This window comes from Pseudescherichia sp. (assembly GCF_032052675.1).
GTDB lineage: Bacteria > Pseudomonadota > Gammaproteobacteria > Enterobacterales > Enterobacteriaceae > Pseudescherichia.
In genome coordinates this window covers 189670-210994 of record NZ_DAMBWA010000004.1, presented here as the reverse complement: position 1 = coordinate 210994, position 21325 = coordinate 189670, and the positions used below count along the sequence as shown (strand labels likewise).

At 56.0% G+C, this 21325-nt stretch carries 18 protein-coding genes and 2 tRNA genes; 16 read left to right on the top strand and 4 right to left on the bottom strand.

Annotation, left to right across the window (positions count from 1 at the left end):
- Nucleotides 1-6: 6 nt before the first annotated feature.
- The gene (gene cgtA, locus RTX96_RS07840) at nucleotides 7-1176 is read left to right on the top strand and encodes an Obg family GTPase CgtA (RefSeq protein ID WP_103821344.1); all 1170 of its coding nucleotides are present in this window, start codon (nucleotides 7-9) and stop codon (nucleotides 1174-1176) included.
- A gap of 745 nt (nucleotides 1177-1921) precedes the next feature.
- Here cgtA and dacB read toward each other — a convergent pair.
- A complete protein-coding gene (dacB, locus tag RTX96_RS07835; protein ID WP_312670670.1) occupies nucleotides 1922-3355 on the bottom strand; it encodes a serine-type D-Ala-D-Ala carboxypeptidase in 1434 nt (477 codons plus the stop codon).
- A 246-nt stretch (nucleotides 3356-3601) separates the two neighbouring features.
- Here dacB and greA point away from each other — a divergent pair, with 246 nt between their 5' ends.
- Nucleotides 3602-4078, top strand: a complete 477-nt coding sequence (greA, locus tag RTX96_RS07830) for a transcription elongation factor GreA (protein WP_042390099.1) — start codon at nucleotides 3602-3604, stop codon at nucleotides 4076-4078.
- 154 nt (nucleotides 4079-4232) lie between these two features.
- Here greA and yhbY read toward each other — a convergent pair whose 3' ends face one another.
- Entirely contained in the window at nucleotides 4233-4526 is a 294-nt protein-coding gene (yhbY, locus tag RTX96_RS07825) for a ribosome assembly RNA-binding protein YhbY (protein ID WP_042390674.1), read from the bottom strand.
- A gap of 126 nt (nucleotides 4527-4652) precedes the next feature.
- On the opposite strand from yhbY, the gene rlmE reads away from it, so the two are divergent.
- From rlmE to RTX96_RS07785, 8 genes are all read left to right on the top strand, one after another.
- A complete protein-coding gene (gene rlmE, locus RTX96_RS07820; protein WP_042390101.1) occupies nucleotides 4653-5279 on the top strand; it encodes a 23S rRNA (uridine(2552)-2'-O)-methyltransferase RlmE in 627 nt (208 codons plus the stop codon).
- A gap of 102 nt (nucleotides 5280-5381) precedes the next feature.
- On the top strand, nucleotides 5382-7313 hold the full coding sequence (gene ftsH, locus RTX96_RS07815) for an ATP-dependent zinc metalloprotease FtsH (protein ID WP_103821342.1): 1932 nt from the start codon (nucleotides 5382-5384) through the stop codon (nucleotides 7311-7313).
- A gap of 95 nt (nucleotides 7314-7408) precedes the next feature.
- On the top strand, nucleotides 7409-8257 hold the full coding sequence (folP, locus tag RTX96_RS07810) for a dihydropteroate synthase (protein WP_103821341.1): 849 nt from the start codon (nucleotides 7409-7411) through the stop codon (nucleotides 8255-8257).
- Nucleotides 8250-9587, top strand: coding sequence for a phosphoglucosamine mutase (gene glmM, locus RTX96_RS07805; RefSeq protein WP_103821340.1), 1338 nt, complete (start codon nucleotides 8250-8252; stop codon nucleotides 9585-9587). The genes folP and glmM overlap by 8 nt, the downstream gene beginning before the upstream one ends.
- A gap of 113 nt (nucleotides 9588-9700) precedes the next feature.
- On the top strand, nucleotides 9701-10351 hold the full coding sequence (locus tag RTX96_RS07800; protein WP_312670669.1) for an A24 family peptidase: 651 nt from the start codon (nucleotides 9701-9703) through the stop codon (nucleotides 10349-10351).
- Nucleotides 10352-10592: 241 nt separating this feature from the next.
- Entirely contained in the window at nucleotides 10593-10928 is a 336-nt protein-coding gene (gene secG, locus RTX96_RS07795; RefSeq protein WP_042390130.1) for a preprotein translocase subunit SecG, read from the top strand.
- A gap of 9 nt (nucleotides 10929-10937) precedes the next feature.
- Nucleotides 10938-11024, top strand: a tRNA-Leu gene (locus tag RTX96_RS07790).
- A gap of 144 nt (nucleotides 11025-11168) precedes the next feature.
- Complete coding sequence (locus RTX96_RS07785; protein WP_312670715.1) at nucleotides 11169-11828, top strand: metallophosphoesterase; 660 nt, start codon at nucleotides 11169-11171, stop codon at nucleotides 11826-11828.
- Between the two features lie 35 nt (nucleotides 11829-11863).
- On the opposite strand, the gene RTX96_RS07780 is transcribed toward RTX96_RS07785, so the two are convergent.
- Nucleotides 11864-12613: an SDR family oxidoreductase gene (locus tag RTX96_RS07780; protein WP_312670668.1), complete on the bottom strand. Its 750-nt coding sequence runs from the start codon at nucleotides 12611-12613 to the stop codon at nucleotides 11864-11866.
- A 100-nt stretch (nucleotides 12614-12713) separates the two neighbouring features.
- Here RTX96_RS07780 and RTX96_RS07775 point away from each other — a divergent pair, with 100 nt between their 5' ends.
- Both RTX96_RS07775 and agp read left to right on the top strand, forming a co-directional pair.
- Nucleotides 12714-13073, top strand: coding sequence for a winged helix-turn-helix transcriptional regulator (locus RTX96_RS07775; RefSeq protein ID WP_103821336.1), 360 nt, complete (start codon nucleotides 12714-12716; stop codon nucleotides 13071-13073).
- A gap of 89 nt (nucleotides 13074-13162) precedes the next feature.
- On the top strand, nucleotides 13163-14398 hold the full coding sequence (gene agp, locus RTX96_RS07770; RefSeq protein WP_312670667.1) for a bifunctional glucose-1-phosphatase/inositol phosphatase: 1236 nt from the start codon (nucleotides 13163-13165) through the stop codon (nucleotides 14396-14398).
- A 199-nt stretch (nucleotides 14399-14597) separates the two neighbouring features.
- Here agp and argG read toward each other — a convergent pair whose 3' ends face one another.
- Nucleotides 14598-15944 carry an argininosuccinate synthase gene (gene argG, locus RTX96_RS07765; protein ID WP_181016664.1) on the bottom strand — a complete coding sequence of 449 codons (1347 nt, stop codon included), beginning with the start codon at nucleotides 15942-15944 and terminating at the stop codon, nucleotides 14598-14600.
- Between the two features lie 353 nt (nucleotides 15945-16297).
- On the opposite strand from argG, the gene RTX96_RS07760 reads away from it, so the two are divergent.
- From RTX96_RS07760 to infB, 4 genes are all read left to right on the top strand, one after another.
- A tRNA-Met gene (locus tag RTX96_RS07760) sits at nucleotides 16298-16374 on the top strand.
- A 207-nt stretch (nucleotides 16375-16581) separates the two neighbouring features.
- On the top strand, nucleotides 16582-17034 hold the full coding sequence (rimP, locus tag RTX96_RS07755; protein ID WP_042390143.1) for a ribosome maturation factor RimP: 453 nt from the start codon (nucleotides 16582-16584) through the stop codon (nucleotides 17032-17034).
- 28 nt (nucleotides 17035-17062) lie between these two features.
- Nucleotides 17063-18550 carry a transcription termination factor NusA gene (gene nusA, locus RTX96_RS07750; protein WP_103821333.1) on the top strand — a complete coding sequence of 496 codons (1488 nt, stop codon included), beginning with the start codon at nucleotides 17063-17065 and terminating at the stop codon, nucleotides 18548-18550.
- Nucleotides 18551-18574: 24 nt separating this feature from the next.
- Nucleotides 18575-21292, top strand: coding sequence for a translation initiation factor IF-2 (gene infB, locus RTX96_RS07745; protein ID WP_103821332.1), 2718 nt, complete (start codon nucleotides 18575-18577; stop codon nucleotides 21290-21292).
- Nucleotides 21293-21325 lie beyond the last annotated feature (33 nt).

Sequence of the window (21325 nt, the reverse complement as noted above, 5' to 3'; positions counted from 1 at the left end):
AGTAAAATGAAGTTTGTTGATGAAGCTACGATTCTGGTCGTGGCAGGTGACGGCGGTAACGGCTGCGTAAGCTTCCGTCGTGAAAAATATATTCCGCGCGGCGGCCCTGACGGCGGTGACGGTGGCGATGGCGGCGATGTCTGGCTGGAAGCGGACGAGAACCTCAACACCCTGATCGACTACCGTTTTGAGAAATCCTTCCGTGCCGAGCGTGGGCAGAACGGCCAGAGCCGTGACTGTACCGGCAAGCGCGGTAAAGATGTTACCGTTAAGGTGCCGGTAGGGACACGCATCATTGACCAGGGCACTGGCGAGACGATGGGCGATATGACCAAACACGGTCAGCGCCTGATGGTCGCTAAAGGCGGCTGGCACGGTCTGGGCAATACGCGCTTTAAATCCTCCGTTAACCGTACCCCGCGTCAGAAAACGATGGGTACGCCGGGCGACAAGCGCGATCTGCAGCTGGAGCTGATGCTGCTGGCCGATGTCGGCATGCTGGGCATGCCAAACGCCGGTAAATCGACGTTCATCCGCGCCGTCTCCGCAGCGAAGCCGAAGGTGGCAGACTATCCGTTTACCACGCTGGTGCCAAGCCTCGGCGTAGTGCGTATGGATACCGAAAAGAGCTTTGTGGTTGCCGACATTCCGGGCCTGATTGAAGGTGCGGCTGAGGGCGCAGGGCTGGGTATTCGCTTCCTGAAGCACCTTGAGCGTTGCCGCGTGCTGCTGCACCTGATCGACATCGATCCGATTGACGGTTCCGATCCGGTTGAGAACGCGCGCATCATCATCGGCGAGCTGGAGAAGTACAGCGAGAAGCTGGCAGCCAAGCCGCGCTGGCTGGTCTTCAACAAGATTGACCTGATGGATAAGGCTGAGGCCGAAGAGAAGGCGCAGGCGATTGCTAAGGCGCTGGGCTGGGAAGAGAAGTACTATCTCATCTCTGCGGCCAGCCAGCAGGGCGTAAAAGACCTCTGCTGGGACGTCATGACCTTCATCATTGAGAATCCGCTGGTGCAGGCTGAAGAGGCGAAGCAGCCAGAAAAAGTCGAATTCATGTGGGATGACTACCACCGCCAGCAGCTTGAAGAAGCTGACGTGGAAGACGACGATGAAGACGACGACTGGGATGAAGAGGACGACGAAGGTATCGAATTCATCTACAAGCGTTAATCTCCGGCCATAAGCCTAATGCCAGTTAGTTACACTGCTGGAGAAGGGAAATATGTGACTCAGGTATATGTGTTCCGTTCACCTCATGGAGGGCAGAACATATAGCGAGTGTCACACGTGAACGGGATAAGGGGGCCACCGCGGCCCCCTTATCGATCCCCGCGGCCCCGCAAGGAAACCGGTGCTGCGCACTGCGCTCACCTCCCGTCCGGCTGACCGACGGCCGGCTCGACTCGACGTCGTGTCTCGTTTCGCCTCTGGCCGCCATCCCTGGCGTCCAGTCCTTGTCATCCGGTCTCCGGTTCGCCGGTTTCAGCGGGGACTCAACACCTCGCTGCGGGACCGTACTCCACAGCAACAAAGAAATCGCTGTGGGCTCGGTATTAAAGCGAGGTGTTGGGTCCGGCTGAAAATCGCCGAGGCGTTCACTTCTGGCCGGGGCAGCCCGCATGGATGCGGGCTGAGGGCGTGCCTTACAGGGAAGTTACCTCGCGCCCGACCCGGAAGCCGGAAGGGATAAGCCGAGGACAAAATTGCCGGGAGCCCGGGTCGCCAGAGTGGTGGCGGCGAGCCACCCTGGCACGTTCACGTGTGTAGATTTCCCAAAGAAGCACTGTCCATGAGGTGAACGGAACCTTAGCGGCATCTCATATTCCTCCTGTTCTTGCCACAAAAAATGCCAGTCAGCTTAACTGACTGGCATTATGGCCATGAGCCGGGGTTTTTGCTTTTTGACGTCGGCGAATTAATTATTCTGGTAAATGTCTTTGTACAACCGGCTCTCGAAGCGCACCAGCGGGATACGGCGATTACGCTGATCGGCAGGCTCTACCGCATAGCCTGAGAGATACTGCACAAAGGCCATACGTTGGCCGCTGGCGGTGGTGATAAAGCCCGCCAGGTTATAGACCCCCTGCAGAGAGCCCGTCTTCGCCGATACCTTGCCGTCCACACCTGCGGCATGCAGGCCGGCGCGGTACTGCAACGAGCCGTCATAGCCCGCCAGCGGCAGCATTGAGATGAAGTTCAGCTCGGTATCATGCTGAGCAATATACTGCAGCACCTGCATCATGGTGGCGGGAGAGATAAGGTTATGCCGCGACAGGCCGGAGCCATCCACCACAATGCTGTTGCCCAGATCGACGCCGGCCTGCTGGCGCAGGATCTGCCGCACGGCATCCGCTCCGGCACGCCACGTGCCCGGCACGCCAAAGCGCGCATGGCCGATGGTGCGAAATACGGTATCGGCGATCATGTTGTCTGACTTTTTCAGCATGATCTTTAAGAGATCGTGCAGCGGCGCGGACTGTTTGCTGGCGATCACCGTGCCCGGCTCGTTAACCAGCGTCTGGCGCAGCAGCGTGCCGCTGTAGGTAATGCCGGCCTGCTTAAGCTCATCCTTCAGCACGGCACCGGCGTAGCTCGCCCCGTCCTGGATGGCAAAGGCCAGCGGTAGCGGATCGGCGCGCTGGGTCAGGCAGCCGGTCAGCGTAAAGCGGTTGAGATCGCCAGGCACAACATCCAGCTCGCAGTACTGGGCATCAGGAGAGCCTTTCGCCAGCGTGCGCACCTGGCTAAACATGGTGACAGGGTAGTAGGAGGCGATGCGGATAAACGCCAGGTCGTTTGCTTTCTGGGCGCTGTAGAGCGATACCGAGAAGCAGTTACGATCGATAATCGCGGCGGCGGGCGGCGCGCTGAAGCACTGGGTCAGATCGTTCCACGGCCAGCCGGGGGCCTTATCGTGGCTGGCAAACACCGAGGTGTCGATCAGGACGTTACCGTCAATCTGCTGGACGCCCGATTTTTTCAGCACCGCGACCATATTGCGGATATCCTGGCGTTTTAGCGTCGGATCGCCGCCAAATCGTGCCACCAAATCCCCTTTTAACACCCCGTTCGCAACGTTGCCTTTACTCTCAAGCGTGGTGGTAAAACGGAAATCTGGCCCCAGCTGCAGCAAGGCGGCCAGCGCGGTTATCACCTTCTGGGTACTGGCGGGCAGGGCCATCTGCTGGCTGTGGTAATCAATATCGGGAGCCTGATCGCCAACCTTCTGCACCATCAGGGCGAGGTTTGCGCCAGCAGGGAGCTGGTTAATGTACTCATCAACGTTCGCAGCCTGCACATTCAACGCTATACTGGTGGTCAATCCGATGACATATCTGGAAAATCGCATAATCTCGCGCTAGAAACCTGGAAACAGGCCGTCATACTACGGTGCATCGTACCGGAAAGTAAACGATGACCCATAAGGAACTTCCGGGTAAAATACGTATCAAATTGAAAAATTGCTGCTGACCTGGAGCTCTGCCTCCGGGTCGGTTTTCTTTTTGCTTTTGGCCTCTCTTTTGCGCGGTATGCAGGGGCAAAGCTGCCGGGGCGGGGCCACCGCTCCCTACAGGAATGTTTAAGAGGTATAACAATGCAAGCTATTCCGATGACCTTACGTGGTGCTGAAAAATTACGCGAAGAGCTGGATTTCCTGAAATCCGTGCGTCGTCCTGAAATCATCGCTGCGATTGCCGATGCCCGCGAGCATGGTGACCTGAAAGAGAACGCCGAGTACCATGCCGCCCGCGAGCAGCAGGGGTTCTGCGAAGGCCGCATCAAAGACATTGAGGCCAAGCTCTCCAATGCGCAGGTGATCGACATCACAAAAATGCCTAACAATGGCCGCGTGATCTTTGGCTCCACCGTGACCGTATTGAATCTCGATAACGATGAGGAGCAGACTTACCGTATCGTGGGTGATGACGAGGCGGATTTTAAGCAGAATCTGATCTCCGTCAACTCGCCAATTGCACGCGGGCTGGTGGGTAAAGAGCAGGACGATGTGGTCGTTATCCGTACCCCGGGTGGCGAAGTTGAGTACGAGATCCTCAAGGTAGAATATCTTTAATTACGCGCCAACCTGTAATATGTTGACGTAATGTAAAGATAAGAAAAAGGCCGCATAGCGGCCTTTTAACAACGTCAAGAGCGTGGCATTTTGCTTGTCAGCTTGCGGAAAACCCCTCGTTTTACACAGATTTTGTGTTCTATCCAGGATATTCTTAGCGTGGCAGCGAAATTTTACGCTCCTTCGATGGGCGGTACAGCACCAGCGTTTTACCGATGACCTGTACGTTAGAGGCGCCGGTTTCACGAACAATCGCTTCCACGATCAGCGTCTTAGTTTCGCGGTCTTCGGTAGCGATCTTGACCTTGATAAGCTCATGGTGCTCTAGCGCTTGTTCAATCTCGGCCAGTACCCCTTCGGTCAAACCATTGTTGCCAAGCATAACTACCGGCTTGAGCGGATGTGCCAGACCTTTAAGGTGCTGTTTTTGTTTAGTACTCAGATTCATCGTATATTTTTGCTTACGTTGGGATTGAAAACGGTTCATTCTACCGCCATCTCCAGTGTATCGCCAAATCTGCTGTGCTGATAGTTGATAGCCTGCTACTCACGATGAACAACGTTGGAAATAGAGATGACAGGTAAAAAGCGTTCTGCCAGCTCAAGCCGCTGGCTTCAGGAACACTTTAGCGATAAATATGTGCAGCAGGCGCAGAAAAAAGGGTTACGTTCCCGCGCCTGGTTTAAACTTGATGAAATACAGCAAAGTGACAAACTTTTTAAACCAGGCATGACGGTTGTCGACCTGGGGGCAGCACCGGGCGGCTGGTCACAGTATGTGGTCACGCAGATCGGCGGCAAAGGGCGGATCATCGCATGCGATCTTCTCCCTATGGATCCCATCGTTGGTGTCGATTTCCTTCAGGGCGATTTTCGTGATGAATTAGTGGTAAAGGCGCTGTTGGAACGCGTCGGCGACGAAAAGGTTCAGGTGGTCATGTCTGACATGGCTCCCAACATGAGCGGAACACCGGCGGTGGATATTCCCCGCGCCATGTATCTGGTGGAGCTGGCGCTGCAGATGTGCCGCGACGTTCTCGCACCGGGCGGAAATTTTGTAGTGAAGGTGTTTCAGGGCGAAGGTTTCGATGAGTATCTAAGAGAAATTCGCTCTCTGTTTACGAAGGTAAAAGTGCGTAAACCTGACTCTTCGCGTGCGCGTTCACGCGAAGTGTACATTGTAGCGACCGGGCGAAAATGATAAACCGTTGAGTGCAGACTAAGGTTTGAATGAGACGGGATACAGAGTATCCTGACGCTGTTTTTAACACAGTTGTAATATGAGGTTAATCCCTTGAGTGACATGGCGAAAAACCTAATACTCTGGCTGGTCATTGCCGTTGTGCTGATGTCAGTATTCCAGAGCTTTGGGCCCAGCGAGTCGAACGGCCGTAAGGTGGATTACTCTACCTTCCTGCAAGAGGTCAATCAGGACCAGGTTCGCGAAGCGCGTATCAACGGACGTGAGATCAACGTTACCAAGAAAGATAGTAACCGTTACACGACTTACATCCCGGTCAACGATCCAAAACTGCTTGATAACCTGCTGACGAAAAATGTCAAAGTGGTTGGCGAGCCGCCGGAAGAGCCAAGCCTGCTGGCTTCTATCTTCATCTCGTGGTTCCCGATGCTGCTGTTAATCGGCGTTTGGATATTCTTTATGCGTCAGATGCAGGGCGGCGGTGGCAAAGGCGCCATGTCGTTTGGCAAGAGCAAGGCGCGTATGCTGACCGAAGATCAGATCAAAACCACCTTTGCTGACGTTGCAGGCTGCGACGAAGCCAAAGAAGAGGTGGGTGAGCTGGTTGAATACCTGCGTGAACCGAGCCGCTTCCAGAAGCTGGGCGGTAAGATCCCGAAAGGCGTGTTAATGGTTGGCCCGCCGGGTACCGGTAAAACGCTGCTGGCAAAAGCCATTGCCGGTGAAGCGAAGGTGCCTTTCTTTACCATTTCCGGTTCTGATTTCGTGGAAATGTTCGTGGGTGTCGGTGCATCTCGTGTGCGTGACATGTTCGAGCAGGCCAAGAAAGCCGCGCCGTGTATCATCTTCATCGATGAGATCGACGCCGTAGGCCGCCAGCGTGGCGCAGGCCTGGGTGGTGGTCATGATGAGCGTGAGCAGACCCTGAACCAGATGCTGGTTGAGATGGACGGCTTTGAAGGCAACGAAGGCATTATCGTCATCGCCGCGACGAACCGTCCAGACGTGCTTGACCCGGCGCTGCTGCGTCCAGGTCGTTTTGACCGTCAGGTTGTAGTAGGTCTGCCGGACGTGCGTGGCCGTGAGCAGATCCTGAAAGTGCACATGCGTCGCGTACCGCTGGCGCCGGATATCGATGCGGCAATCATTGCCCGTGGTACGCCTGGCTTCTCCGGTGCGGATCTCGCTAACCTCGTCAACGAAGCAGCGCTGTTCGCTGCCCGTGGCAACAAACGCGTTGTCTCGATGGTTGAGTTTGAGAAAGCGAAAGACAAAATCATGATGGGTGCGGAACGTCGCTCTATGGTGATGACCGAAGCCCAGAAAGAGTCCACCGCCTATCACGAAGCGGGCCATGCGATTATTGGTCGCCTGGTGCCGGAACACGATCCGGTACATAAAGTCACGATTATTCCGCGCGGCCGTGCGCTGGGTGTGACCTTCTTCCTGCCTGAAGGCGACGCGATTAGCGCCAGCCGTCAGAAACTGGAAAGCCAGATCTCCACGCTGTACGGTGGCCGTCTGGCAGAAGAGATCATCTACGGCGTTGAGCATGTTTCTACCGGTGCGTCCAACGACATTAAAGTGGCGACTAACCTGGCGCGGAACATGGTCACCCAGTGGGGCTTCTCCGACAAACTCGGTCCGCTGCTGTACGCAGAGGAAGAGGGCGAAGTGTTCCTGGGCCGCAGCGTGGCGAAAGCGAAACACATGTCCGATGAAACGGCACGTATTATCGACCAGGAAGTGAAGTCTCTGATTGAGCGTAACTACAACCGCGCTCGTCAGATCTTGAACGATAACATGGACATCCTGCATGCGATGAAAGATGCGCTCATGAAGTATGAGACCATCGATGCGCCGCAGATTGATGACCTGATGGCCCGTCGCGATGTGCGTCCGCCAGCGGGCTGGGAAGATCCTGGCTCAAACAGCTCCGATAGCAATGGCACCCCGCGTGCGCCGCGTCCGGTCGATGAACCGCGTACGCCGAACCCGGGTAACACCATGTCAGAGCAGTTTGGCGACAAATAAGCCCTTGCGGCATCTGCATTAGCATTATTTAAAACCCCGGGGCGTGCTCCGGGGTTTTTTCATATCTATCACCCACACAGTACAAGGGATGCTCTATGAAACTCTTCGCTCAGGGAACTACGCTCGATCTCTCTCATCCGCACGTGATGGGGATCCTCAACGTCACACCCGACTCCTTCTCTGACGGCGGTGCGCATAACACGCTCATCGACGCGGTCAAACATGCCAACCTGATGATCAATGCCGGGGCCACCATCATCGACGTCGGCGGCGAGTCAACCCGGCCGGGTGCGGCTGAGGTGAGCGTCGATGAAGAGCTCTCCCGCGTAGTGCCGGTGGTGGAGGCGCTGGCGCAGCGTTTCGAAGTCTGGATCTCAGTGGATACCTCGAAACCGGCGGTGATTCGGGAGATTGCTCGCGTGGGCGCGCATCTGATTAACGATATCCGCTCCCTGAGCGAGCCGGGGGCGCTGGAGGCGGCGGCGGAAACCGGCCTGCCGGTCTGCCTGATGCATATGCAGGGCGATCCGAAGACGATGCAGGATGCGCCAAAATATGCTGATGTCTTTGCTGACGTTGATCGCTATTTCCACGAACAGATTGCAAGGTGTGAGAAAGCAGGCATTACAAAGGATAAATTGGTACTCGACCCCGGCTTCGGTTTCGGTAAGAATCTCTCCCATAACTATGCGCTTCTTGCTCGCCTGGCAGAGTTTCACCATTTTGGTCTGCCGCTGCTGGTCGGCATGTCCCGTAAATCGATGATTGGCCAACTGCTGAACGTGGGGCCATCAGAGCGCCTGAGCGGCAGCCTGGCGTGCGCAACGATAGCGGCCATGCAGGGAGCGCACATAATTCGCGTACATGACGTGAAAGAGACAACAGAAGCCATGCGGGTGGTCGAGGCCACGCTATCAGCGAAGGAAAACAAACGCTATGAGTAGTCGCAAATATTTTGGTACAGACGGTATTCGTGGGCGCGTCGGCGATGCGCCTATCACGCCTGATTTCGTTCTTAAGCTGGGCTGGGCAGCAGGTAAAGTACTGGCGCGTCATGGCTCGCGCAAAATCATTATCGGTAAGGATACGCGTATCTCTGGCTATATGTTGGAGTCGGCGCTGGAAGCAGGCCTGGCAGCGGCCGGCATCTCTGCCTCCTTCACCGGGCCGATGCCAACCCCGGCGGTGGCCTATCTGACCCGCGCATTCCGCGCTGAAGCAGGGATCGTCATCTCTGCCTCCCACAACCCGTTTTATGATAATGGGATTAAATTCTTCTCCACCGACGGGACCAAGCTGCCGGATGAGGTAGAAGAGGCCATTGAAGCCGAGCTGGAAAAGGAGATCAGCTGCGTTGACTCCGCGCTGCTGGGTAAAGCCAGCCGCATTGTGGACGCTGCCGGACGCTACATTGAGTTCTGTAAGGGCACCTTCCCGAACGAGCTGAGCCTGAAAGCGCTGAAAATCGTGGTCGACTGTGCCCACGGCGCGACCTACCATATTGCCCCTAGCGTCTTCCGCGAGCTGGGTGCGGACGTTATCACCCTCGGCTGCGAGCCGAACGGCGTTAACATCAACGAAGAGGTAGGGGCCACCGACGTTCGTGCGCTGCAGACACGCGTGCTTGCTGAGAAGGCCGATCTCGGTATCGCCTTTGACGGCGACGGCGACCGCGTCATCATGGTCGATCACGAAGGCAACAAGGTCGACGGGGATCAGATCCTCTACATTATCGCACGCGAAGGCCTGCGTCAGGGGCAGCTGCGCGGCGGCGCGGTTGGCACGCTGATGAGCAACATGGGTCTGGAGCTGGCCCTGAAGCAGCTGGGTATTCCGTTCGCCCGCGCTAAGGTCGGCGACCGCTACGTGCTGGAGAAGCTGCAGGAGAAGGGCTGGCGTATTGGCGCAGAGAACTCCGGGCACATCATTCTGCTGGACAAAACGACCACTGGTGACGGTATCGTTGCCGGCCTGCAGGTCGTTGCCGCGATGGTGCGCAACAATATGACCCTGCACGATCTCTGCAGCGGCATGAAGCTCTTCCCACAGATCCTCGTTAACGTACGCTTTACCGCCGGGAAAGGCGACCCGCTGGAGCACGAAACCGTTAAAGCGGTGACGGCAGAGGTTGAAGCGGCGCTGGGCAGCCGCGGGCGCGTCCTGCTGCGTAAATCCGGCACCGAGCCGCTGATCCGCGTCATGGTTGAAGGCGAGAACGAAGCCCAGGTTACTGAGTTCGCTCACCGCATTGCCGACGCGGTAAAACAGGCCTGATCGTATTACTACGTCACTTCAGAAATGGAGTGGCGAAGAGGTAAAAGTGCTCTTCTTAACTCCCTGAAACTGCATTAAATTCATCTGTTTAATGCGGTTAGCTAAGGGGGGTTATGGATAGGGGGGCGTGGTATCTCTGTCTGGCGTTGGGGCTGGGGCTGTTAACGGGCCGCTTCCTTAACGTCATCATCTACCGCTACTGTGAAGGCGCTTTTGCGGTTCGCTATCCGCTAAGTGAATTATTAACAGGCGCGGTTTTCCTCGCGCTGGACTACCGTTACTCTCCGTACTGCACCGCGGTACAGCTCCTCTTTCTGGCCTGCTTTTTCTGCCTGCTCTATATGCTAGCCGTTATTGATATCACGACTTTTTTGCTGCCTGATGGTTTGGTCTACCTGCTGATGTGGCTTGGGCTTGCTGCATCGGTGCTAAACATGATTCCGGTGTCGCCCCAGGATAGCGTGATGGGGGCGATCGTGATCTGGTGCTCTACCCGGCTGATAGCCCAAGGGCATATCTGGCTTTGCAAGCGGGAAGGACTGGGCAACGGTGATGTTAAGCTTTATGCAGCCTGTACGATCTGGCTTGGCATTGACCATATTGCGGAGCTGATGCTGGGGTCGGCGGCGCTGGGCATGCTCGCTTTTACTCTTCGTGGCCTGCTGCGTTTTCGACGACGGGCTAAGGCCAATCCCTATATGCCGTTTGGACCCGCTATTGCAGTTGCTGCGCTTCTGATTTTGCACATAGCGGTGCTCGGCTAATGATAATAAGCGCCTGTTTTTCGCCCGCTTTGTACAGCAGATAGCCTTTCAGTGCGGCTTTTGCTCTTTTTTTCCGCAGTTGATACAATGCAGCGAAATTGCCCTTGCGCAGGTCATGCGCTTTGGTTAGTATTCACACCCGCTCAAGTGGGAAATAACATTAACTCCCGCTTTTGGTTTGAAACCCATTCAGGGTTTGAAGCTTAAGTTATGCGGCAACTCCGCAAGGAACAGGTTGATTATGTACGAAGCTCTTTTAGTAGTTTTCCTTATTGTGGCGATTGGCCTTGTAGGTCTGGTCATGCTGCAGCAAGGTAAAGGCGCTGATATGGGAGCCTCCTTTGGTGCAGGCGCTTCCGGTACGCTGTTCGGTTCAAGTGGTTCTGGTAACTTCATGACCCGTATGACGGCTGTATTGGCTACCCTGTTCTTCATTATCAGCCTGGTGCTGGGTAACATTAACAGCAATAAAACCAACAAAGGGAGCGAGTGGGAAAATCTGAGCGCGCCAGCGAAATCTGAGCAGACTCAACCCGCAGCGCCGGCTAACAAGCCGACCAGCGATATCCCACAGTAAGTATTCCGTACCGAGGTGGTGGAATTGGTAGACACGCTACCTTGAGGTGGTAGTGCCCTAACGGGCTTGTGGGTTCGAGTCCCATCCTCGGTACCAATATTCCAGAGAAAAGAGATCGCAAGATCTCTTTTTTTTCGTCTGTACATCATGAAAACGTCATGAAAATGATGGCGGGCACTTCCTCATATTCTCTCCCGGCTATACTGCTTAAAACCAGCAACGACTCCCGTACGGTACAGTATCATGACCTGGCAGCGGCTCAACGGTGCGGCATGGCGCAACATTTGGGTTACCGGCGACCTTCACGGCTGCTATAGCCTGCTGTTGAATAAACTGAGCTTCGTTGGGTTTGACACGTCGCAGGATCTACTGATTTCCGTGGGCGATCTTACCGATCGCGGCGTGGAGAACGTGGAGTGCATGACGCTGGTCACCTGTCCCTGGTGCCGGGCAGTACGCGGCAACCATGAGCAGATGATGCTGAACTGCCTGCTCCACAACGGCAGCGCCAGCCACTGGCGGATGAACGGCGGCAGCTGGTTTTTCAATCTTGATGATGAGCAAGCGCAGCAGGCCAGAGCGCTGCTGCCACACATCGCTGCGCTGCCGCTGGTTATTGAAGTCACCACGCAGGGTAAAAAAGTGATCGTTTGTCATGCTGACTACCCTGACGATAACTATGTTTTTGGCGCCCCGCTAGATGAAGAGCAGCTTCTCTGGAACCGGGATCGGCTGGCTGCCTCGCAGGCGGGCAGGGTGAAAGATATTCACGGTGCCGATCTCTTTATCTTTGGCCACACGCCGCTGCGTAAGGCGCAGCGCTTTGCTAATCAGTACTACATTGATACCGGCGCGGTAATGAGTGGCAACCTGACCCTGATGCAGATCCAGACGGGTTAACGCCTTGAAAAGGGGCCCGCAGGCCCCGCAGAGAGTTACAGGCTGCCGACGCCGCCATCGACCAGCAGATCGGTGCCCACCGTATAGCTTGAGTCATCCGACGCGAGATACAGCGCGGCCTTCGCCAGCTCCCGTACGGTACCCATTCGTCCGAGCGGCACCAGGTTGATGATCTCCTCCTGCATGGCCCGTAATGCTTCTGCGTCAAGGCCAAGCTTGCCCAGCGCCGGGGTTTCCACCGGGCCTGGACTAAGACCGTTCACGCGGATGCCGCGCGGCAACAGCTCGGCCGACAGCGTGCGCGCCAGCGAAAGCAGGCCAGCTTTGCTGGCGGCGTAGACGCTGCTGGCAGGCAGGCCGATGCGCGCGCTAACCGAGCCACAGAGGATCACCGAAGAGGGATTATTCAACAGCGGCAGCAGAGCCTGAATCAAAAAGAAGGGGCCTTTAAGGTTTATGGCCATCAGGCGATCCCATTTGGCCTCGTCCCACGCCTCGATCTCACCGTGGGTAACGTCTCCTGCGTTGATGAAGATTGCATCCAGCCGCGGCCAGCGGGCAGCAATCTTCTCGGCAAGTTGCTTTTGCGCGGCAATATCGCCTGCGTCCGCAGGGATCACCCAGGCGTTATCCCCCAGAATGCGCTTCGCATCGGCAAGCGTGTCGGGATTACGGCCCGTCACCGCCACGTGCGCCCCCTCGGCGATAAATTCCTGCGCCGTCGCCAGGCCAATGCCCGTCGTACCGCCGGTAATCAGCGTATATTTATCTGCTAAACGACCCATGTGCTTCTCCTGATTGAAGAGTGGAGAAAGCACTATAGAAACGTTAGTATCTAAAAGAAACCAGGTACCAATTGGATACTAAAGAGGCGAGAGGTGTGCAATGGCGGTATTACTCGACTGTGCGGAAGAAAAAAATTGTCAGCATGAGCCCTGCCCGATGACCAGCTTTATCGGGCTGCTTTCCGGAAAGTGGGCCATCCCGATTATCTATCGTCTGATCGTCATCAATGAGCCGGTGCGGTTTGGCGATCTGCTGCGGGCCGCCGCACCCATTACGCAAAAAGAGCTGACCAAACAGCTGCGTCTGTTCGAACAGCGCGGGCTGGTCACGCGTACCGTCTACCCTGAAATTCCGCCCCGCGTGGAGTATCAAATCACCCCCCTTGGCCTCACTCTGCAAAGTGCTCTCGCGCCGCTGGCCGACTGGATGCATCAATACGGTCATCAGCTTAGGCAGTAGCCGCTTGCCCACTTTGCGAAACGGCTCCGGGAAATTTGTCATCAATCTGTCACACTTAGCGCGACAATGACAAAGGTGAGGAGTTAGGGATGAAAAGAGCACTACTCGCAGTTGCGCTGGCCGGGGCATTAACCGCAGGTGCGCAGGCGCAGACGGCCCCGGAGGGCTATCAGCTACAGCAGGTGTTGATCATGAGCCGCCACAACCTGCGCGCGCCGCTGGCGGATAACGGCAGCGTACTGCAGCAGTCAACGCCGAATAAATGGCCGGAGTGGGATGTGCCGGGCGGGCAACTCACTACCAAAGGTGGAGTGCTCGAAGTTTACATGGGGCACTACATGCGTGAATGGCTGGCCGAACAGGGGCTAGTGAAAGCGGGGGAGTGCCCTACCTCTGATGCCGTTTATGCCTATGCCAACAGCCTGCAGCGCACCGTCGCCACGGCACAGTTCTTTATCACCGGCGCGTTCCCCGGCTGCGACGTGCCGGTCCACCATCAGGATGCGATGGGCACGATGGATCCCACCTTCAATCCGGTCATCACCGATAAGGACGCAGCGTTCCGCGACAAAGCGGTGCAGGCCATGCAGACCGAGCGTCAGGGAATGCAGCTGGATGAGAGCTATAAGCTGCTAGCGCAGATCACAGACTATGCCGACGCCCCCTCCTGCAAAGAGAAACAGGTCTGCTCCCTGACCGACGCGAAAGATACCTTCAGCGCCGGATATGAGAAAGAGCCAGGCGTCTCCGGGCCGCTGAAGGTCGGCAATTCGCTGGTGGATGCCTTCACCCTACAGTATTACGAAGGCTTCCCGATGGATCAGGTCGCCTGGGGTGAGATCAAAACTGACCAGCAGTGGCGCGTGCTGTCGAAGCTGAAAAACGGTTACCAGGATTCGCTCTTCACCTCTACGGCCGTGGCGCAGAACGTGGCGAAACCGCTGGTGAAGTATATCGACAAGGCGCTGGTGACGGACCGGGCCAGCGCGCCGAAAATCACGCTGCTGGTGGGGCATGACTCCAACATCGCCTCGCTGCTAACGGCGCTGGATTTCAAACCTTATCAACTGCATGACCAGTACGAGCGTACACCAATCGGCGGCAAAATCGTCTTTCAGCGCTGGCATGACCAGAGCGCGAACCGCGACTTGATGAAGATTGAGTATGTCTATCAAAGTACGGAACAGCTGCGTAATGCGGATGTGCTGACATTGCAGGCACCGGCGCAGCGCGTGACGCTGGAGCTGAAGGGCTGCCCGGTCGATGCGGATGGTTACTGTCCGGCAGATAAATTCGATGCGGTACTGAACGACGCGGCGAAGTAAAACCTGTACGGCCACACTGCTTTTTCGCCCGGTGGCGCTGTGCTTACCGGGCTTATAAACCACTCCGTGCCCACCGTAGGCCGGGCAAACGCAGTGCCGCCCGGCGTTATAACATCAGCACAGTTATGCCCGGTGGCGCTACGCTTACCGGGCCTACTGTCTGGCGTTGTTTATACGCCCTTTGCGCTTAAATCCGAGATTACTGCTTGTCGGTGTGCTCAAGGCTATCCATCTGCGGCAGGCCGGTGCTGGCAGAGGAGGAGAGCAGGCCCGTTTCAGCGTAGTTGAACAGCTTCTCGCGGGTGTCGGTGATATCCAGGTTACGCATGGTCAGCTGACCGATACGATCGTCCGGTGAGAAGACCGAGTCGCCTTTCTCCATCGTCAGACGCTCTGCCTTGTAGGTCAGGTTGTCAGAGACCGTATTCAGGATGGAGTAGTCGTTACCGCGACGCAGCTCCAGCGTCACCTCACCGGTGATGGCGCTCGCCACCCAGCGCTGCAGGGCATCACGCAGCATCAGCGCCTGCGGATCGAACCAGCGGCCCTGATAGAGCAGTTTGCCGAGCTGGCGACCGTGAGCGTGATACTGCTCGATGGTATCTTCGTTGTGAATACCGGTCAGCAGACGCTCGTAGGCGATGTGCAGCAGCGCCATCCCCGGCGCTTCATAGATGCCACGGCTCTTCGCTTCGATAATGCGGTTCTCAATCTGATCGCTCATGCCCAGACCGTGACGGCCACCGATACGGTTAGCTTCCAGCATCAGCTCAACGTCGTCCGCGAAGGTTTTGCCGTTCAGCGCTACCGGATAGCCACGCTCAAAGCGGATGGTCACCTCTTCCGCCGGGATCTTCACGCTCTCATCCCAGAATTTGACGCCCATGATCGGGTTAACGATCTTCACGCTGGAGTTGAGGAACTCAAGGTCCTTCGCTTCGTGGGTCGCGCCCAGCATGTTGGAGTCGGTGGAGTAGGCTTTCTCGACTGACATTTTGTAGTCAAAGCCGCAGGCGATCATGAATTCAGACATCTCCTGGCGGCCGCCCAGCTCGTCGATAAAGTCGGTATCGAGCCACGGCTTATAGATCTTCAGCTCGGCGTTGGTCAGCAGGCCGTAGCGGTAGAAGCGCTCAATGTCGTTGCCCTTATAGGTGCTGCCGTCGCCCCAGATGTTCACGCCATCCTCTTTCATGGCGGCAACCAGCATAGTACCGGTGACGGCACGGCCCAGCGGCGTGGTGTTGAAATAGGTCAGCCCGCCGGTGGTATTATGGAACGCACCGCACTGAATAGCGGCGATGCCTTCAGCAACCAGCTGCTTACGACAGTCGATCAGGCGCGCGTTTTCCGCACCGTACTCTTTCGCACGGCGTGGGATTGCCTCATAGTCATCCTCATCTGGCTGACCCAGATTCGCCGTGTAGGCATAAGGAACCGCGCCCTTTTGGCGCATCCACAGCAGGGCTGCGCTGGTGTCGAGGCCGCCGGAGAAAGCGATGCCAATACGTTGTCCAACCGGAAGATGCTTGAGAATCGTCGTCATAAAATAGATCCCTGCTAACTATACCTATGGTGAGAGACTTAACAGCCACGCCATGATGATAGGCTAAACATTACCGCAAAAAGCGCCTGGGCACCCATCAGTAATGCATGATTATGCAAAATAAGTGAGTTTTCATTTAATCATCTTTTCGTGGAGACCGGAAGCGTTGCGTAACAAAATCATTAAAAAAAATGAATGGATAATAGTGAAGCAGATGAGAAGGGCGCGTTTTTTTGTTGCAATGAATAAAATCAATTGATTATAATGTCTGTCTAATCAGTCGTTCCCGGTGTTTACACCTGTCTTAACTTGCATTTAGTGCAATATCGGCGTAGTATTTGCCACGATTCAGGCGCGGGGTGGAGCAGCCTGGTAGCTCGTCGGGCTCATAACCCGAAGGTCGTCGGTTCAAATCCGGCCCCCGCAACCACTTTCCCTTAGTGTTCTTTTTCAAATATACTATGAAGACCTTGTGCCTTCGGCGTCGCATTTGAAAAAAACAGTAGCGAAAGGTTCTCCAGGCCGTTGTTACGGCTATAGGGTTCAGTTATCTAAAGCCTCGATTTATCGGGGTTTTTTGTTATCTGACTACAGAATAACTGGGCTTACGCCCTTTTTTTATGTCTTGGGGGTGGGTTTGTCCACATTAGAGCAAAAATTAACAGAGATGATTACCGCACCGGTCGAAGCGCTGGGCTACGAACTGGTTGGTATTGAATTTATCCGTGGTCGCACATCTACGCTGCGCATCTATATTGATAGTGAAGATGGCATCAATGTTGATGATTGTGCTGATGTCAGCCATCAGGTTAGCGCCGTGATGGACGTTGAAGATCCCATTACCGTCGCTTATAACCTGGAAGTCTCCTCACCTGGTCTTGATCGTCCGTTGTTCACAGCCGAACACTACACGCGCTATTTAGGCGAAGAGGTCACGCTGGTACTGCGTATGGCGGTTCAGAATCGTCGCAAATGGCAGGGCATTATCAAAGGTGTCGATGGCGAGATGATCACCGTTACGGTCGAAGGTAAAGATGAAGTGTTCGCCCTGAGCAATATTCAGAAAGCGAACCTGGTCCCCCACTTTTAACAGTCTGGATTGAGGTGAAAGGCCCCCAATGAACAAAGAAATTTTGGCTGTTGTTGAAGCTGTTTCCAATGAGAAAGCGCTGCCGCGCGAGAAAATTTTTGAAGCGCTGGAAAGTGCGCTGGCTACAGCAACAAAGAAAAAATATGAGCAAGAGATCGATGTCCGCGTTGAGATCGATCGTAAGAGCGGTGACTTTGATACCTTCCGCCGCTGGGTAGTGGTTGAAGAAGTCACCATGCCGACGCGTGAAATCACGCTGGAAGCCGCACGCTACGAAGATGAGAGCCTGAACCCGGGTGACTACGTTGAAGATCAGATTGAGTCTGTGACCTTTGACCGTATCACGACGCAAACGGCGAAGCAGGTTATCGTGCAGAAGGTACGTGAAGCCGAGCGCGCGCTGGTGGTCGATCAGTTCCGCGAGCACGAAGGTGAGATCATCACCGGCGTGGTGAAGAAGGTGAACCGCGACAATATCACTCTGGATCTGGGCAGCAATGCTGAAGCCGTGATCCTGCGTGAAGATATGCTGCCGCGTGAAAACTTCCGTCCGGGCGACCGTATTCGCGGCGTGCTCTACGCAGTGCGTCCTGAAGCACGCGGTGCGCAGCTGTTCGTGACCCGTTCCAAACCGGAAATGCTGATCGAACTGTTCCGCATTGAGGTGCCAGAGATCGGTGAAGAAGTTATCGAGATCAAAGCGGCGGCGCGCGATCCGGGTTCCCGTGCGAAAATCGCGGTGAAAACCAACGATAAGCGCATCGATCCGGTTGGTGCTTGCGTCGGTATGCGCGGCGCGCGCGTTCAGGCGGTCTCTACCGAACTGGGCGGCGAGCGTATCGATATCGTCCTGTGGGATGACAACCCGGCGCAGTTCGTGATCAACGCGATGGCGCCGGCAGACGTTGCCTCTATCGTCGTGGACGAAGACAAGCACACGATGGATATCGCCGTCGAAGCCGGTAACCTGGCGCAGGCGATTGGCCGTAACGGCCAGAACGTCCGTCTGGCATCGCAGCTGAGCGGCTGGGAACTCAACGTGATGACCGTTGACGATCTCCAGTCCAAGCATCAGGCGGAAGCCCATGCGGCGATTGATACCTTCACCCGGCACCTGGATATCGACGAAGATTTCGCTACCGTGCTGGTTGAAGAAGGGTTCTCAACCCTGGAAGAGCTGGCCTATGTGCCAATTAAAGAGCTGCTGGAAATTGAGGGTCTGGACGAAGAGACCGTTGAGGCCCTGCGCGAACGCGCGAAAAACGCCCTGACGACCCTGGCCCTGGCGCAGGAAGAGAGCCTTGGTAATAACAAACCGGCTGACGACCTGCTTAACCTTGAAGGCCTCGATCGCGAGCTGGCGTTTAAACTGGCTGCTCGTGGTGTTTGTACGCTGGAAGACCTCGCTGACCAGGGCGTTGATGACCTGAGCGATATCGAAGGGTTAACCGACGAGAAAGCGGGTGAGCTCATCATGGCCGCACGTAATATTTGCTGGTTCGGCGACGAAGCGTAATAAACTGTAGCAGGAAGGAACAGCATGACAGATGTAACCGTAAAAGCGCTGGCCGCTGAGATTCAGACCTCCGTGGACCGCCTGGTACAGCAATTTGCTGATGCAGGGATCCCGAAGGCGGCTGAAGACTCAGTGACGGCACAAGAGAAACAGACGCTGCTGGCGCATCTGAACCGTGAACACGGTTCGGCGCCGGACAAGCTGACGCTGCAGCGCAAAACGCGCAGCACGCTGAATATCCCTGGCACCGGCGGGAAGAGTAAATCGGTGCAGATCGAAGTCCGTAAAAAGCGCACCTTTGTAAAACGCGATCCGCAAGAGGCTGAACGTCTCGCCGCGGAAGAAGAGGCGAAGCGCGAAGCGGAAGAGAAGGCAACGCGTGAAGCAGAGGAAGCTGCGAAGCGGGAAGCCGAGGACAAAGCCAAGCGTGACGCACAAGAGAAAGCGAAGCGTGAAGCCGAAGAAAAAGCGAAACGCGACACCGCTGATACGGCGAAGCGCGAAGCTGCGGAAACGAGCAAAGTGAGCAATCAACAATCTGACGAAATGACCAAAGCTGCCCAGGCTGAAAAAGCACGTCGTGAAGCCGAGGCGCAAGAGCTGAAGCGTAAAGCCGAAGAAGAGGCGCGTCGTAAGCTTGAAGAAGAAGCACGCCGCGTAGCAGAAGAAGCACGCCGTATGGCGGAAGAAAACGAGAGGAACGGGGTTATCGAACCTGCAGAAACCGAAGACACCAGCGATTATCACGTGACCACCTCTCAGCATGCTCGCCAGGCTGAAGATGAGAACGATCGCGAAGTAGAAGGCGGCCGTGGCCGTACCCGTACCGCGGCGAAAGCTGCCCGTCCGCAGAAGAAAGGCAACAAACACGCCGAATCCAAAGCTGACCGTGAAGAAGCGCGTGCAGCTGGCCGTGGCGGTAAAGGCGGCAAGCAGCGTAAAGGCTCTTCCCTGCAGCAGGGCTTCCAGAAGCCAGCCCAGGCCGTTAACCGTGACGTCGTCATCGGCGAAACCATCACCGTTGGCGAACTGGCGAACAAGATGGCGGTAAAAGGCTCTCAGGTCATCAAAGCGATGATGAAGCTGGGCGCAATGGCCACTATCAACCAGGTTATCGACCAGGAAACCGCACAGCTGGTTGCCGAGGAGATGGGCCACAAGGTTATCCTGCGTCGTGAAAACGAGCTGGAAGAAGCGGTAATGAGCGACCGTGACACGGGCGCAGCGGCCGAGCCGCGTGCACCGGTTGTGACCATCATGGGTCACGTTGACCACGGTAAAACCTCGCTGCTTGACTACATTCGTTCTACTAAGGTTGCCTCCGGCGAAGCGGGTGGTATTACCCAGCACATCGGTGCGTACCACGTAGAAACCGAAAACGGCATGATCACCTTCCTGGATACCCCGGGCCACGCCGCGTTTACCTCCATGCGTGCTCGTGGTGCGCAGGCAACGGATATCGTTGTACTGGTGGTGGCGGCTGACGACGGCGTGATGCCGCAGACCATCGAAGCTATCCAGCACGCGAAAGCGGCGCAGGTACCGCTGGTGGTTGCAGTCAACAAAATTGATAAGCCAGAAGCCGATCTGGACCGCGTGAAGAACGAACTCTCCCAGTACGGCGTTATGCCGGAAGAGTGGGGCGGCGAAGCGCAGTTCATCCCAGTGTCAGCGAAAGCCGGTACCGGTATCGACGACTTGCTGAACGCTATCCTGCTGCAGGCTGAAGTGCTTGAGCTGAAAGCGGTACGTAAAGGCATGGCGAGCGGTGCGGTCATCGAATCCTTCCTCGACAAAGGTCGTGGCCCGGTTGCTACCGTGCTGGTACGTGAAGGTACGCTGAACAAAGGCGATATCGTACTGTGTGGCTTCGAATATGGCCGCGTGCGTGCGATGCGTAACGAACTGGGTCAGGAAGTACTGGAAGCGGGTCCGTCCATTCCGGTTGAGATCCTGGGCCTCTCCGGCGTGCCGGCTGCCGGTGACGAAGTGACCGTTGTTCGTGACGAGAAGAAAGCGCGTGAAGTTGCGCTGTACCGTCAGGGCAAATTCCGTGAAGTTAAACTGGCGCGCCAGCAGAAATCTAAACTCGAGAACATGTTTGCTAACATGACCGAGGGCGAAGTGCACGAAGTGAACGTCGTGCTGAAAGCTGACGTTCAGGGCTCTGTGGAAGCGATCTCCGACTCCTTACTGAAACTCTCTACTGACGAAGTTAAAGTGAAGATCATCGGTTCTGGCGTAGGGGGTATCACCGAAACCGACGCGACCCTGGCTGCGGCGTCCAACGCCATCCTGGTTGGCTTCAACGTCCGTGCTGATGCTTCCGCGCGTAAAGTGATCGATGCTGAAAGCCTGGATCTGCGCTACTACTCCGTCATCTATAACCTGATCGACGAAGTGAAAGCAGCGATGAGCGGCATGCTGTCGCCTGAGCTGAAACAGCAGATCATCGGTCTGGCTGAAGTACGTGACGTGTTCAAATCACCGAAATTCGGCGCTATCGCAGGCTGTATGGTTACCGAAGGCACGATTAAGCGTCACAACCCAATCCGCGTTCTGCGTGACAACGTGGTTATCTACGAAGGCGAGCTGGAGTCCCTGCGTCGCTTCAAAGATGACGTTAACGAAGTCCGTAACGGCATGGAGTGTGGTATCGGCGTGAAGAACTACAACGACGTTCGCGTTGGCGATATGATCGAAGTGTTCGAGATCATCGAGATCAAACGTAGCATTGAGTGATTGTAGGCCGGGATCGCCTCGCGTCACCCGGCA